This is a genomic window from Pseudochrobactrum sp. Wa41.01b-1, assembly GCF_019464455.1.
In the GTDB taxonomy this organism is placed as follows: Bacteria; Pseudomonadota; Alphaproteobacteria; order Rhizobiales; family Rhizobiaceae; genus Pseudochrobactrum; species Pseudochrobactrum saccharolyticum.
Genome location: NZ_CP080493.1, coordinates 2,814,731 through 2,829,128, shown reverse-complemented (window position 1 = coordinate 2,829,128; position 14,398 = coordinate 2,814,731). Strand labels below are relative to the sequence as shown.

Annotated in this window: 13 protein-coding genes; 7 read left to right on the top strand and 6 right to left on the bottom strand. The window is 52.6% G+C overall.

Annotation, left to right across the window (positions count from 1 at the left end; genetic code table 11):
• Window positions 1-11: 11 nt before the first annotated feature.
• The 3 genes from K1X45_RS13060 to K1X45_RS13050 all read left to right on the top strand — a co-directional run bounded on the left by K1X45_RS13060 (window position 12) and on the right by K1X45_RS13050 (window position 4,060).
• Complete coding sequence (locus tag K1X45_RS13060) at window positions 12-542, top strand: RNA polymerase sigma factor (RefSeq protein ID WP_220159082.1); 531 nt, start codon at window positions 12-14, stop codon at window positions 540-542.
• On the top strand, window positions 539-1,498 hold the full coding sequence (locus K1X45_RS13055; protein ID WP_220159081.1) for a FecR domain-containing protein: 960 nt from the start codon (window positions 539-541) through the stop codon (window positions 1,496-1,498). Before K1X45_RS13060 ends, K1X45_RS13055 begins: the two co-directional genes overlap by 4 nt.
• A gap of 165 nt (window positions 1,499-1,663) precedes the next feature.
• Complete coding sequence (locus K1X45_RS13050; protein WP_220159080.1) at window positions 1,664-4,060, top strand: TonB-dependent receptor; 2,397 nt, start codon at window positions 1,664-1,666, stop codon at window positions 4,058-4,060.
• Window positions 4,061-4,178: 118 nt separating this feature from the next.
• Here the strand turns inward: K1X45_RS13050 and K1X45_RS13045 are convergent, their stop codons facing one another.
• Window positions 4,179-4,859 (bottom strand): lysozyme inhibitor LprI family protein, encoded by a 681-nt coding sequence (locus tag K1X45_RS13045; protein ID WP_220159079.1) that lies wholly within the window; start codon window positions 4,857-4,859, stop codon window positions 4,179-4,181.
• A 270-nt stretch (window positions 4,860-5,129) separates the two neighbouring features.
• On the opposite strand from K1X45_RS13045, the gene K1X45_RS13040 reads away from it, so the two are divergent.
• A complete protein-coding gene (locus tag K1X45_RS13040; RefSeq protein WP_220159078.1) occupies window positions 5,130-5,873 on the top strand; it encodes a hypothetical protein in 744 nt (247 codons plus the stop codon).
• 131 nt (window positions 5,874-6,004) lie between these two features.
• Complete coding sequence (locus K1X45_RS13035) at window positions 6,005-7,792, top strand: monovalent cation:proton antiporter-2 (CPA2) family protein (protein ID WP_220159077.1); 1,788 nt, start codon at window positions 6,005-6,007, stop codon at window positions 7,790-7,792.
• A 21-nt stretch (window positions 7,793-7,813) separates the two neighbouring features.
• Here the strand turns inward: K1X45_RS13035 and K1X45_RS13030 are convergent, their stop codons facing one another.
• Window positions 7,814-8,527 carry a DUF6683 family protein gene (locus tag K1X45_RS13030; protein ID WP_220159076.1) on the bottom strand — a complete coding sequence of 238 codons (714 nt, stop codon included), beginning with the start codon at window positions 8,525-8,527 and terminating at the stop codon, window positions 7,814-7,816.
• 224 nt (window positions 8,528-8,751) lie between these two features.
• Between K1X45_RS13030 and K1X45_RS13025 the strand changes: the two genes are divergently transcribed.
• Both K1X45_RS13025 and K1X45_RS13020 read left to right on the top strand, forming a co-directional pair.
• The gene (locus K1X45_RS13025; protein ID WP_220159075.1) at window positions 8,752-9,315 is read left to right on the top strand and encodes a hypothetical protein; all 564 of its coding nucleotides are present in this window, start codon (window positions 8,752-8,754) and stop codon (window positions 9,313-9,315) included.
• Window positions 9,316-9,414: 99 nt separating this feature from the next.
• The gene (locus K1X45_RS13020) at window positions 9,415-10,227 is read left to right on the top strand and encodes an arginase family protein (RefSeq protein ID WP_220159074.1); all 813 of its coding nucleotides are present in this window, start codon (window positions 9,415-9,417) and stop codon (window positions 10,225-10,227) included.
• A 32-nt stretch (window positions 10,228-10,259) separates the two neighbouring features.
• Here K1X45_RS13020 and K1X45_RS13015 read toward each other — a convergent pair whose 3' ends face one another.
• Genes K1X45_RS13015 through K1X45_RS13000 form a run of 4 tightly spaced genes read right to left on the bottom strand, consistent with a single transcriptional unit; the run spans window position 10,260 to window position 14,374 of the window.
• The gene (locus K1X45_RS13015) at window positions 10,260-11,534 is read right to left on the bottom strand and encodes a F390 synthetase-related protein (protein WP_220159073.1); all 1,275 of its coding nucleotides are present in this window, start codon (window positions 11,532-11,534) and stop codon (window positions 10,260-10,262) included.
• Window positions 11,531-12,391 (bottom strand): MBL fold metallo-hydrolase, encoded by an 861-nt coding sequence (locus K1X45_RS13010; RefSeq protein ID WP_220159072.1) that lies wholly within the window; start codon window positions 12,389-12,391, stop codon window positions 11,531-11,533. The genes K1X45_RS13015 and K1X45_RS13010 overlap by 4 nt, the downstream gene beginning before the upstream one ends.
• A complete protein-coding gene (locus K1X45_RS13005) occupies window positions 12,375-13,352 on the bottom strand; it encodes an NAD(P)-dependent oxidoreductase (protein WP_220159071.1) in 978 nt (325 codons plus the stop codon). The genes K1X45_RS13010 and K1X45_RS13005 overlap by 17 nt, the downstream gene beginning before the upstream one ends.
• Window positions 13,352-14,374 (bottom strand): 3-oxoacyl-[acyl-carrier-protein] synthase III C-terminal domain-containing protein, encoded by a 1,023-nt coding sequence (locus K1X45_RS13000; RefSeq protein WP_220159070.1) that lies wholly within the window; start codon window positions 14,372-14,374, stop codon window positions 13,352-13,354. Before K1X45_RS13000 ends, K1X45_RS13005 begins: the two co-directional genes overlap by 1 nt.
• Window positions 14,375-14,398: the final 24 nt, after the last annotated feature.

The window sequence follows — 14,398 nt, the reverse complement described above, 5'->3', positions numbered from 1 at the left end:
TTGACCTGATAATGTGGAACTTCACTAACCTTTTTAGAAATTACAGCGCAGAGCTGCAACGTTTTCTGCGCCGCCGCGGGGCTGCGCAGGATGTGGCGGCAGACCTGACTCAGGAGACTTTTCTGCGCCTGATGACCGCAGCGCGTAAAAATAAATTTGCAACCCTGCCCGATAATCACAAAGCCTATCTTTTCCGCGTGGCAGCAAATTTGCAGACCGACCATGCCCGCAGCCAGAAACTGAACCCGCTGGCAGGCCACACCGCCGCATTAAGCGAAACATTTGCCGATCCCGCGCCGCTGGCCGATGAAATTTTGATCAGTGCTGAATTCATGCGCATACTCGAACAGGCTTTGTCGGAAGTGCCGGATATTCCGCGACGGGTTTATCTCATGCGGCTTGACGGCAAAACATTTGCTGACATTGCCCGTGAATTGCATCTGCCGCTGCAAACTGCCTATAGCCAGATGAACCGCGTGATGATCCATCTGCAATATCGCGTCAGTCAGGCGGAAAACGGCCTGACAGGTAAGCGCGCATGACCACCAAACCAGATATCAGCGACAATGAACACTGGAGCGCAGAGGCCGAACAGGCGCTCGATCCGGTGATGCGCCGGGCAATCGACTGGTTTACAGTGCTGAGTGACGGACAAGCCGGTACAGAGACAATAGCCGCGCATCAGCGCTGGATTGCAGCCGATACGCACCATGCCGAAGCCTATAGAAAAGCGGAAATACTCTGGGCAGGTACAACGCAGATGCATCGGATGCAAAAGCGCAAGACAACGCGCCGCATGAACCGGCGCAATTTCGGCAAGCTATTGTTGCTCGCCGCTTTTGGTGCAGGCAGCTATGGCGTGATGAAAACAATCGCACCGGATTTTCAAACTGCCAGCGGTGAGCGCCGTCTTGTGGCTTTAGCGGACGGCTCGCAAATTCATATGTCCGGCGGCACTGCTCTGTCCGTCAAAATAACAGAGACGCAGCGCAATATTATCCTGCATCACGGCGAAGCCTATTTCAGTGTTGCACGCGGTCAGGCGCCTTTCAGTGTTCAGGCAGCTTCCGGCCGTGTGACAGCGCTTGGCACAAAATTCAATATCGCTTTGCTCAATGATCTGGCTGAAGTTCTGGTGACAGAACATGCAGTGCGCATTGATTATGCTGCACAATCCGTCACGTTGCAGCAGGGACAAAAACTCACTTATGAAAAGCAACAGATCAGCGCCCCGCTGCCTGCGGACGACCAGATTGATCTGTCATGGCTGGAAGGACGGCTGGTTTTCATCGACAAGCCTTTGAGTGATATTGTTCAGGTGCTCAATCGCTGGTCGGCAGAGCAGCTGATATTAATGGATAGCAGCCTTGCGCAACGTCCGGTGACACTGGTCATCAATATTCAGGATATTGATACGGTGCTGACACAACTCACCCAAACTTTGCCGATTAAAACCCGCCATATACCGCTATGGGGTACGCTGATTTATAGCGCCTAGAGCGCCGTGTGCCAGACTTGGCACACATAGGTCGCTCTAACACTTTCAAATTAGCGGAAAACTGCGCTTTCAAATTATTTTTTAAAATATGATAATTTTTATCAGAAAATCACAAAAGTTTTCCGTCTTACAGTCAGAACCTGTTTGCTGATCTGGAGAAACGGAATGCCATTGCCGGTAAAAAGCGGAAACCTCAAAAAGCGTATGATTTTGCGTCCGCAAATCTGGGCCTGTTCTGTGGCGATTGCTGCACTCATTATGCCTGCGGCTCATGCACAGCAGCCTGAAGCAACTGCAGCGGCTGCCGCAGAAGCAAAACGTGATTTTTCGCTTGCTGCACAACGACTGTCTTCCGCGATTGTGCGCTTTGCAGCGCAAACCGGCACGAATATTCTTGTTGACGGCACCCTGCCCGCCAATATCCGCACCGCACCCGTGCGAGGCAAGCTGAGTGTCGATGCTGCGCTTGCACAAATGCTCAGCGGTACAGGCTATTCCTATCGCCGCAATGATGCGCGCTCTTTCACCCTGATCCGCCCCGGCGCACAGAATGCAGCACAGGCAGGCGATGCGGATGTGCAGCTGAATGTGATTACCGTCAACACCGGCACGCCGAGTGTCAGCGGTCTGGTTGCCGGTAAAGATGCTCCTTATGAAACAACTGCGGCGGTAACCTCTATTGATGCGGCTACACTGCAGGAGAAGAATGCCGGTAATATTGATAATGCCCTGCGCGCATCTGCAGGCACATTTACCCGCAAGGCAATGTCCGGTGCCGGTGTTGCGGTCAATATACGCGGCATGGAAGGCTATGGCCGTGTGAATATGATGATTGACGGTGCCCGCCAGAATATCCGCGTGATGGGACATGGCGTGTCCGGCGGCTCTGCTTTTGTCGACAGTGATCTGCTGGCCGGAATGGATATGGGGCTCGGTTCTCTGGGCGGTGCTGCCGGTGTCGGCACACTGGGCGGGGCGGCCAATTTCCGCACTTTGGGTATTGATGATGTGATCTTGCCCGGCAATTCCTATGGCGCCATGTCGACCATTAAATTCGGTAATAATGCCTATGACTGGTCAAGAATGGCTGCAGCCGGCGCACGCACGCAAAATGGTATCGGTTTTATGGGCGCTTTCAACCGTCGCGACTCCGGCGCACCGAAAAGCGGGGTGGATGAAAAAGGCCGCCGCCTGATCAATCCCAACCAGCAGGAAGATCTGAAATCCGGTCTCGCCAAACTGGAATTTGGCAATGGTGAGGATCACAAGCTGCTGCTGGGCGGTGTCTGGTATAATAATAAATCCACAATCCGCAGTGAACCGCAGACCTATCGCAATCAGACTTATACGGCGCGCTATGATTTCACGCCCGATAATGACCTGATCGATCTGACCGTTAACGCCTATTATAATGATGCGCAGGTCAGATTTACGGAAGGAAATTATGCAGGGCAGTTCACCCGCGATAAGGGTATGGGGATTGATGTCACCAACCGCAGTCATCTGGATCTGACCAATGATATTGCGCTGAAACTGACCTATGGCGGCGCATACTATCATGATGATGTGACCAATGGTCAGTCCTGGGGCACAGGCGGCCCCGGAGATGGCAAGATCGGCATTGGCAGCCTGTTTACCGATGCGACTTTCTCCTATGGCATGTTCGATCTGACAACCGGCTTCCACTACGACACATTCCGGCTGCAGGGTGATGTTGCCAGAAAACGCGGCAGCGAAACCGTGCTTGAAGCGATCGACCGGTCTGACAGCAGCCTCAACCCGCGGGTGACACTGGCTGTAACACCTGTGGACGGTATTCAGCTCTACAGCACCTATGCGAAAACCTTCCGTCCGCCGACTGTGACTGAAACTTTCTTCCCTGGCGCACATGGCAAGACACCAAACCCGACCAGTCCTAATCCTGATCTCGAAGGCGAGACCAGCAAGGGTTGGGAATTCGGTGTGAATGTGCTGGAGAAGGATGTGCTGGCCTCCGGCGATGCCCTGCGCATGAAAGCCAATTATTTCAGCAATGATGTTGAAAACTACATCACATCGGGTCCTTACTCGATGAAGAATATGCCGATGCTGAAATTCATCAATATACCGGGTAAAACCCGTATCAAAGGTTTTGAACTGGAAGCCAATTATGACAGCGGTTTTGCTTTTGCCGGTATTTCCTATTCAAAAACCAAAACAGACCTGCCTTATGGCATGTGGTCGGACGGCTTTGGTATTGGCGAGCTGAATGGTCTGCCGGACTATACTGTGACCATTAATGCCGGTTTCCGCGCATTGGATGAAAAACTGACAATCGGCGGACAAGTCCGCCGTGTCGGCAAGACCAAAGCGGTGAAACCGCCGATGGGACCTCAGCTGATTGATGTTGAAGGCTATATGCTTGCAGATGCCTATGCTTCCTACAAATACAATGAAAATGCGACCTTCTTCCTCAATATTGAGAATATCACCAATCAGGCTTACAAGCCTGCGCAATATATGGATGCACAAAAACTCGGCCGTGGCCGCACGGTTATCGGCGGCATGACACTGCGTTTCTGATCCGCATAAAAACAAACGGAGCGCTGATGATACATTCAGCGCTCCGCTTAGAGCAGAATTTTAAAGTGCCAGAGCGAGTTTTGTGCGCCCCTTGTGCGTCCAACGGGGGCACGGAGCTTTAGTGTGCAGCACCGACATAGAAATATGTACCGGCCATTGCACCGTTCAAACCACAATAAGGCACAGTGCCGGAAGGCCCGTTTTCCGTGAGCTTCAAGACTGAACCTGCACGGATCAACTCTATCGTCCAGCCATTATCGACCGCAACTTTCCCTTTTGCTTCGCCGTCAGGCTCTACAACACCTTCAGCATTGCATGTCCAATAGCCTGTGACCTGTTCCGTGCCATTACCGTCTAATGTAAGCTTGCCCGCTTTATCGGCAGAGATTGTGAGCAGCGCATTATTGTTACGCCACGTCCCCTGCAATCCCGCCGGAGGCAATGGTTCAACCGCACTGAGGATTTTCTCCCTGTTGGTCAGCGTAAACTCAAGCCGCTCCGTCAGCCTCTCCTGCGTTTGTGTGGTCAGAGTGAAAAGTTCATCTCTGTCTGCAATGAACTGCCGCTGATCATCCCGCAGGGCTGCGGCCGCTTCATTGTCCAGCTTCTTCAGCAATTCCGCATAGGTTTCAGCGAGTTTCTTATCAGCTGCAGAAATCTCCGCAGATGCACAAATAGCCTTCTCGGCATCACCGGATGCTTTTGCGCAATCAAAGGAAGGTGCAGCCTGAGCCGTCATCAAACCTGCGGTTAAAGCCGCCAGCGCCCAGCCGGATTTATGCATCAAAGAAATCAGCATTATGAAAGCCTTTCATTGCAAATATGAACCGGTCGTCAGACCGAATATCAACAACCTATACAAAAATGAATTTCCATAAAACCGCATCAGCGCATCACAATAGATTACACAATTTCATCAGCAACAATTTTGACATCGAAACAATAATTGCGAAATTATATCTTCCGGAAGTTTCCTTTGTTTCCTGTTGCGCCAGATATAAAAACAATGCTCTTTATGAGCTCCGTAAAGTTTACGCCAACACAACAACATTATTGGAGTCGCGGTTATATGAGATATCGCAATATTATCCTCATTTGCGGTCTGGCCACTTTCCTGACCGTTCCGGCAGTTGCAGTCTCTGCTCAACCCCTGTTTGAAATAACAGCCGTAAACCGCGATGTCGTTCCCGCCGGTGTACCCGCAGCCTTTGAAGTTGCATTCCCTAAAGCTGCGCGCAGTGAGGCCAAAGTCACAGTCGGCGATGATAATTTCCTTTTTGTGCCTTTAGCATTCATCCCGTTATCTGATACCCGTGTTGCCCTTGTGAGCACCGGTGCCAATGAATGCACCAGTCAGGCCTGTTCAGGTCTCAATGCTGTCCATTATCTGGACCATGATGCAGGCGAACCGCGATATCCCTATACATCTCAGGGTGAATGGCTGAATGTCGGTATGACAGGCGTTGTCGGCAATCCCGCAGACAGTTGGGGATGGAGCGCAGATATTGCTGACGCGCCGGTTCTCTACACGGAAGGCGGTGGCGGCGGACAGGGACTTTTCTGCTCATTTGGCGTTCTGACCGAACTTGGCGCATCCGGTCCTGTTGAAATCGCACGCATCCCAGTCGCTTTCTCCGATGCCCGTGATGAAGCAACAGCCAAAGAAGTTACCGGCATGATTACTGCCGCTGAAAAAGGCAAAAGCATTACGGTTTCCTACAAGAGCGGATCAGAGAATTTTCAGGAAGTCTATAAGCGCGGTGCAGACGGACGCTTCACCCTTGAAGGTCAGAGCCGCGTTCCTTCCTGCTGAACGCCGGATGAGAACACCCGCAAACCGGCCGGAGGGGATTTCTCCTTCGGCAATTATATTGACCGCAATACAAAAATAATATCTTTTTATATAAGCAATACTTAAAATCCAACATTCGGAACGGAGCGTCTATGGCAGCAGAAGGGCTTGGACAAACACTCGGACCGGCAGTGGTACTTCTCGCAGCAGGTGTGGCGGCTGTACCGCTTTTTCGCAGACTTGGTCTGGGCTCTGTACTTGGCTATTTCGCTGCCGGAGCTCTTGTCGGACCATCCGTTCTGGGGCTGTTTACCGACCCTGCCACAATTCTGCATTTCTCCGAACTCGGCGTTGTCATGTTTCTCTTTGTCATCGGACTGGAGATGCGCCCAAGCAAACTCTGGACGATGCGGCATCAGATTTTTGGCCTTGGTCTGGCACAGGTTCTTGGCTGTATTGCCCTGCTCAGCGGTGTCGGGATGCTTCTCGGGCTTGCGCCCGTCACAGCCCTGATTGCCGGAGCGGGTTTTGTCCTGTCTTCAACAGCCGTCATCATGTCCATGCTGCAGGAGCGCGGCGAGATCGCGACGCCTGAAGGGCAAAAAGCCGTTTCCATTCTGCTGCTTGAAGATCTGATGATCGTGCCTCTGCTGGCACTGGTGGCTTTTCTTGCACCCCAGCAGAATGAGGCCAGCGGCCTGACCGGCATCGCAATTGCCGTCGGTGCCATTCTGCTGCTGATCGCCGTCGGACGATGGTTGCTTGATCCGTTTTTTGCCTTGCTGGCGCGCGCCCGCGCCCGCGAAGTTCTGACTGCCGGTGCCTTGATTGTTGTGCTCGGCGCTGCATTGCTGATGGAAGCCAGCGGCCTTTCCATGGCAATGGGTGCTTTTCTGGCAGGCGTAATGCTTTCCGGATCGAGTTATCGCCACCAGATTGAAAGCGACATTGAGCCTTTTAAAGGGCTTTTAATGGGGCTGTTTTTTCTTGCCGTCGGCATGTCGCTCGATCTCGGCATTGTCGCAACCGACTGGCCGACGATCCTCTTATTTCTGATTGCCTATATTCTTACCAAAGCCGTCGGAATTTACAGTGTTGCACGGCTTTTCGGCTCAAGTCACCATCATTCACTGGAACGTACCCTGCTCTTTGCACAGGGCGGTGAATTCGCTTTCGTGCTCTACACTTCAGCTTTCGGCAACGGCCTTATCGATGCCCGCGACAATGCATTGTTTTCAACGGTGATTATTCTGTCCATGGCCGTCACGCCGCTGATCCTGCTGGCAGGCGCAAGATTTATGAAACAGGAAACCGCTTCCCTTGATGGCGTTGAGCCGGTTTGCAACCTGAAAGGCAGGGTTTTGCTGATCGGCTTCGGGCGTTTTGGGCAGATCGCATCGCAATTGCTGCTGGCACATCAGACAGAAGTCGCCATCATTGAATCCGACCCGAACCGTATCCGTGAAGCGCAGAAATTCGGTTTCAGGATTTTCTATGGCGACGGCTCACGGCTCGACATTTTGCATCATTCCGGCGCAGATGAAGCTGAAATCATTATGATCTGTATTGATGATCCCAAAGTGACCAATCACATTGTTAATCTGATTAAACAGCATTTTCCTGTTGCAAAACTTCTGGTGCGGTCGTTTGACCGAACCCATTCCATTGAATTGCGTAAGGCCGGTGTTGATTTCGAATTGCGTGAGACTTTTGAATCCGCATTGCTTTTCGGCATGGAAGGGCTGCGCCAGCTCGGTCTTGATGACGAAAGCGCGGTTGATACACTTTATGATATTCGCAGCCGCGATGCCAAACGTCTGACAGAACAGGTTCAGGGTGACATTTTTTCCGGACGCGAACAATTGCTCACCAGCACTCCTGTGCCGGAACCGCTGACCCAACCAGCAAGAACAAGCACCGCAGAAAATACACCTCAATAACCGTCAGCGTGGCTTCAGACTTCACCGGAAGCCCGCTGCGGTTATTTTCACTTCCCGCAGGTTCATATTCATCTGGTTTTGAAAACGGGCAACCGCCGCATCACTAAGGCGGCGGATCATCACTTTGTCACCGCGTTTGAGCGCATCAATATAGGCCGCATGCTGGACAAGGAAATTCAGCATTGAGGTTTCTGCGAGCGTCTGACGCTCATCATTACCCAAGCGGGAAAATCCCGGATTATTGCTCAAGGCCTGCCGGATTTGCTGCCGCACAGCACTCGCTTGCTGCTGGTTATTATCGCTGCCATTGGCCATCATCCAGTTCAGGATCAGATAGGCCGCAACGGCATCAACCACATCGCCGGAGCGAAATCCGTCTGCCTTGACAATACTGACCCAGCTGGCGACCGGATTACGTTTGCGGAAGATTTCCCGCACCTGTTGTCCGGCCTGACGTCCCGATGTTTTTTCCACGAAATCCGTAAATTGTCTTTGCACCCGTAATGATACAGCCGGAGATGCCCGATAGGTTGTGGAGACTGCTCTTTGCTTGCTTTTCCTCTGCGGTGCAGGGCGCTCCCGCGCAGAGGGCATCATATTATCACGCATGGACTGATGCATCTGTCCGAGCGCATCACTTGCCGCAAAATTCTGGAACAGATAATCCTGCGCCATGCCGGCATTCGGCATTCCGAGGAACAGGATAACCGCCCAGCAGAGGCGTTTGCTACTCATGCAATCTCTCCGTATCACGTTGAGGAAAGCTCAGAATATTCAGATCATGGTAGCAGATGATTTTTCTGTGTCCATAAAGTGGCCGAAGCTTCATAAAAGTCTGAGGCCGCGTCTTTGATTGACCACGGTTGAAATAATAAGTGTAATGTCACCACCGGCAAGCGCTGATATTGAATATTTCAGTCAATGGAACAATTTCACCTATTTCATAAGTTGAAACAGCTATGACAATCATTCGCAAAATACCGGTACTGAAAATCATTATTACAATTGCAACATTGTATAGTGCGCCGGTTTTTGCGGCCAATATCACATTGGACAGTTTCATCGGCGCAACAACCGATATCGATGCTGCAAAGCTTGAAAAACTGGCCGTTGCGGTTGAAGCAAATCTGCCGGAAACAGCCAATCACTTGCAGAGCAATCTTGGCGGGCGCAAAGCCCTGCAACAATACGCATCTGCTATGCTGACACATGGGCAGGCAGAGCGTTTGGGCAAGCAATGGGCGGAGCTTATTGCGAATAGCGCTATGCTGGACAAGGCTGAGAAGAAAGACGGCAGCGTATGGTTTCCCCATGCAAAAGATGCCGGTTTCTTTGCCGGTGGTATTGCCGCAGCGCTCAGCCAACACCCTCAGGTGACCGGAAATTTCAGCACCGGAGCCGGTCTGACTGCACCGGTAGCAGGGCAGGATATTGCGGAGTGGTTCTCTCAATCTGTATCTGCGCTGTCGCGTCCGGCGCGTGCTGCATTTGACCAATCCCTGCGTGCCGCTGCCGTACGTTGAATATGTTGTTCGTGAAAAAGTTTAAAGATGACAAATATTTATCCCGCTTATAGAAATGCGTAACAGCAAATTCCGTTACCATGAAAAGCGAGACCGGATATGGCCTTCGACATCATTCTTTCTCAGGGCCGTATTGCCGACCGTACATCGGGCGCAATTCCCGGTGCCGCCCTCACCGCCGCAATGATTGGGGAACTCATCTCCGCAACTGTCACCACGGTTGGAACACCTTCACACGCCAGAGAGGATGACTGGTCAGAGAGCCTGCCTCAGGCGCATGACACATTAACTGCTATCAGCAATGCTGTGGCAAACAGCCTTCGCCAAAACCGGATACCGGTTTTGCTTGCCAATACCTGCTCAGCAAGCCTCGCCAGTCTGCCTGTGGCTGCACGCGAACGGCCGGACAGTGTGATTTTGTGGATTGACGCTCATGGCGATTTCAACACTCCTGCCACAACCGGCTCCGGCTATCTTGGCGGCATGGTTGTCGCTGCGACCTGCGGCCTCTGGGACAGCGGCTCAGGCAGCGGCTTGCGGCCGGAACAGGTGATTATTGTCGGCGGACGGGATATTGATGATGAAGAGGCTGCATTGCTGCAAAAAGCCGGTGTCCGCGTTATTCCGCCATCAGAAGTAACGCCGGAAGCCATTATGAAAGCCACCGGCGATGCACCGGTCTGGATTCATGTTGACTGGGATGCGCTTGAACCGGGCTTTGTTCCTGCCGCATATAAAGTGCAGCACGGCCTGCTGCCGGAACAACTCCGTGCATTATTTGCAGCGCTGCCGCGTGAGAAAATTGCAGGGATTGAACTTGCTGAATTTGAAGCATCGGATAACGATCAGGCCAATGCCGCAGCGCTCGATATCCTGAAGGAGATTGTCACTCCTTTATTCACAAAAGGATAAATATCCAACCTGCTGACTGCTCACAGGCAATCTCAGGGCTTAGAGATGACGCGCCGCCGCTTCTGATCGTGCTGCATATGAATACCTGTATGAAAGCGCAGTTCCGGCAATTGCGCTTTCACTGACATAGCCTGTGCCGCCAAATTACGTGTTACTTCTGCACAGGCCTGTTCATAATCAGTCGCTTCCAGCCATATTTCCAAGAGTTTCTGGCCGTGCTGTACAGTCCGGTAATCGCTGATACCGGTCTTGGCTGTTGCCATCGCCTGCCGGATAAGATCAGACGGGATCATACGCAATGTGCCGTCTGCTGTGCGCCAATAGAGAATATCATCGCAGCGCCCCTCAATCCGCTTCAGACGAAGACTGGCACAACCGCACGGACAAGGTTCATTATCGGGGATTAATATATCGTCGAGACGATATTTCAGCACCGGCTGCGTCTCGCGTGTCAGATCCGTGATGATTGGTGCAAAAGCCCCGCTGGCTTCATCAATTATATCACGCTCAATATGCATATAGGCTTCGTTAAGATGCAGATTACCGGCGCGGCAAGTCATGCCCAGAACCCCCTCCGTGCATTGATAGACCTGATCGACCCCCACGCCAAACACCGCTTCAATCGCGCTTTTGTCCTCCGGCGACAGCACTTCCGCCACAGAGATAATGCAGCGCGGGGCGATATTGATTATCCGCTCCTTCTGCGCCTGTGCCAGCAGACCAAGAATTTGTGCCGGTGCAATCAGCACTGTGGGCTGCTGATCCGCAAGCCTTTGCAAATGGCTATTAAATGATTGTAAAAGATCATAAAATTCAAAACTGATCAGCGCATTGCCCAGCCGCTCATAGAGCATATTATTGGCGCGCAGAAACAGAGACACACGCTGTCGCTGCAGGAATGACGGTGAAAAACGCCCCAGCATCAGCGCAGCCCATAATGCACGTTCGCGCTTATTCGAGGCAAAAAGCCCGCGTTGTCCTGATGTGCCGGTGGAAAGCCCCACAGCAATATTGCGGATCATCGGTGCAAAATCACGCTCCCGCTCAGAGGTCAGTGCAATATGCAGCGCTTCTTCCTTCGTGATACCGACGGTGTTGATATCGGTGAAATGCTCCATCATCAGAGCTTTATTCATCAACGGCCAGTCAGACAGCGGCTTACCGGCATAATGCGCATAAAAAGGAGAGCGCGGCATGATATTGCGGCGCAAATGCTGAAACGCCTTTTGCTGGTGCTGCGCAATCGCCTTACGGGATGCAAAATCCTTGCCATATCGGGCGCGGAGAAAGACGGAAAGCGGGTTCATCCTCTCTCCCCGCAACTGTTCAGAGGATAGGCTTCAGTGCAATGCGAGGCCATAATCCGCACCTGCGGATTGGTCAGATGAAATGCACGCAGCTTTGCAAAAGTCTCAAGAAAAGCATTGCGGTCGCCAAGACGGCGTAAAGTCATATCGGGCGGCAACCGGTTTTGTCTCAGTGCTTCAAGGCTCCAGATCGCATCCGCCACCAGAAAAATTGCGCCTTGTGTTGTGGCAGGCAGAAACAAACCTGTCTGACCGAAGCCATGCCCCGGAAGTTCCACGACCAGCGCGGACTGATCGCCCAGAAGATCATAACCATTGCCGAAAGCCTCAAGCCCGTAAGTTGCAAGGTTGACGCAAGGCAATGACTCGACGGTCTGCAAATTCAGAGATTTCAGTCTGTCGCGGATGAGCGCCGGACATCCCGCCTGTAAAGTCGCAAGACGGGTTGCTGTCAGTTTCTCAATCGCCTGACGCGATGTTATCACCGGCGGCATTGCAGGCAGATCGAACAGGCCCGACACATGATCGGCATGAAGATGCGAAAGAAAAACAAGATCCGGTTGAGCAATACCACGCTTTTGTAACTGTTTTGGCAGGCTGTCATCAGCATCAAAGGTAACGGGTGTCAGCCAGCGATAAATCCGCTCGGGGAAAGGTGTCGTTGCCTCTTCGAGCAGCTTTCCATAACCCGTATCAAACAGAATTGTGCCGCGCACCGGATGGCGCAGCACTGCAATACCGGCAGGAAAACGCCCGATACGCCACGGTGCACCGCGCTGCGTCATCGCCAGCGGCCCGCTGCAATAGCCGACATGAAAAGATGTAAAATCCAGAATGGTTTCAGAGATTGCCGGCATAATCTTTAATCCCGCCCTCAATCGCTACGGCCGGTCTGTATCCCAGTTTTTCCTGTGCTTTACTGATATCCAGTGTGAGACTGCGACCGAGCGAGGCCACTGCCTGACAGGTCAGCACCGGCTCGCGATCAGGTGCGAAAATGCGATGCAAAAATTCCAGCCCTTTGGCCAGCCGCATGGCATTACCATAGGAAATATGAACTTCACGCGGATGAGCATTATTTAATGCACAGACCGCTGCCAGCAATTCCGAGAAACGGTAAGCCTTGCCGGACGTGATATTGAAAACCTCACCACACGCATTTTCACTGAAACCGGCCAGCGCCATAGCCTGCGCTGCGTCCGACACATGAGTAATATCGATCCGGCTTTGCCCGCCGCCGATCATAGGCACCCGCCCGCGGCGGATTGCCTGCAGTAAACGCGGCATCAGCGAGCGGTCACCGGTGCCGTAGATCGCTCTGGGACGTAAGGCACTGGTGCGCATAGCTCCCTGCCGGTCTGCGGCAAGCACCAGACATTCCGCTTCATATTTGGTACGGGCATAATGACTGGGGAAATTTGCAGGCAATTCCGCATCTTCCGCCAGATTAAACCGGTCTTCTCCGTTGGCATAAATGCTCGGCGAGGATGCGAAGACAAACCGCGCCACATCCGCTTTGCGTGCAGCATCCAGCAGGCGCTGTGTCGCGGTTACATTGATCGCCTGAAAATCCTCCGCCTTGCCCCAGGCTGTTGAAAGAGCGGCGCAATGAAAGACAATATCAACCTGCTGAAAGGCTTGCACCGGATAATCGGCTCGTAAATCAAAAGGAATAAACTCAATCCCCTGCGCTTGCAGCAATTGACCGGCATGCGCATCACGCCCCTGTGCCAGAACCTGATGTCCCTGCGCAGACAGATATTTTGCCAGAGTGTTGCCGAGGCATCCTGTTGCCCCTGTCACAAGTATCTTTGCCATTAATACCGCAATATTGTTCCGCCGATGGAAATCCCTGCCGAAGTACCGGCAAGCAAGACCAGATCATTGCGCTTAAGCCGTTGTTCCGTCACCGCCATATGGAGTGCCATCGGAATGGATGTGGCGATCTGATTGCCGAAACGCGAAAATGTCTGAATAACCTTATCCGGATGAAGTCCGATCCGTGCCAGCCCGTGTGTCAGTGACGGGCCGCTCGCCTGATGGGGAATGATACAGTCAATATCCGCAATATTCAGCGCACTTTGCGCGAATAAACGCTTCAAAAACCGTGGCAGATAACGCGCTGTTACGCGGAAAGCCGCCTGCCCGTTCATGCGGAAATAAGAGGCATCCGCTGCCGCCGCCGGATCAACCGCGGCTGATATCCGCGTGCCGCCACCAGCAAGCACACAGGCATCGCGCCCTTCCGAATAGGTTTCAAAACAGCTGGCAAGCAGACCTTCCCCGTCGGCTGTCAGCACAACCGCTGCTGCACCATCGCCAAAAATGGCGGCAACATCCGGCTCATTCCAGTCCAGACCGACTGAGGCAATATCTGCGGAAAAGATCAGCACATTGCGGGCAAGCCCCAGTTGAATTTTCATAGCGGCAAGATCAAGCGCCTGAATAAAACTGAGACAGGTTGCATTCACATCATAGGCTGCAATACCGGACTTTCCCAAACCCAGCCTGTGCTGAACCAGTGTGGCGGTTGAAGGAATAACCTGTTCCATAACCCCGCAGGCGCCAAGGATAAGATCAAGCTCCTGCGGCGCAATACCGGCAGCATCCAGTGCCTGCAAGGCAGCCTGCTCAGCCATGAAAGAACTGGTTTCCGCACCTTGCGCCACATAGCGGGCATTGAGGCCAAAGCGGTTTTCCACAGTACCGGACGGCCAGTCCAGCATCGCATCAATTTCCGTGGAGAGAACACATTTTTCAGGCAGATAAGCGCCGGTTCCTGCGATTTTCAACCCTGGTTTCAATCCGGGATTTCCCGCACCATTTTCAACGATGGCCATTGATACTCGCAATTAAATTATGGT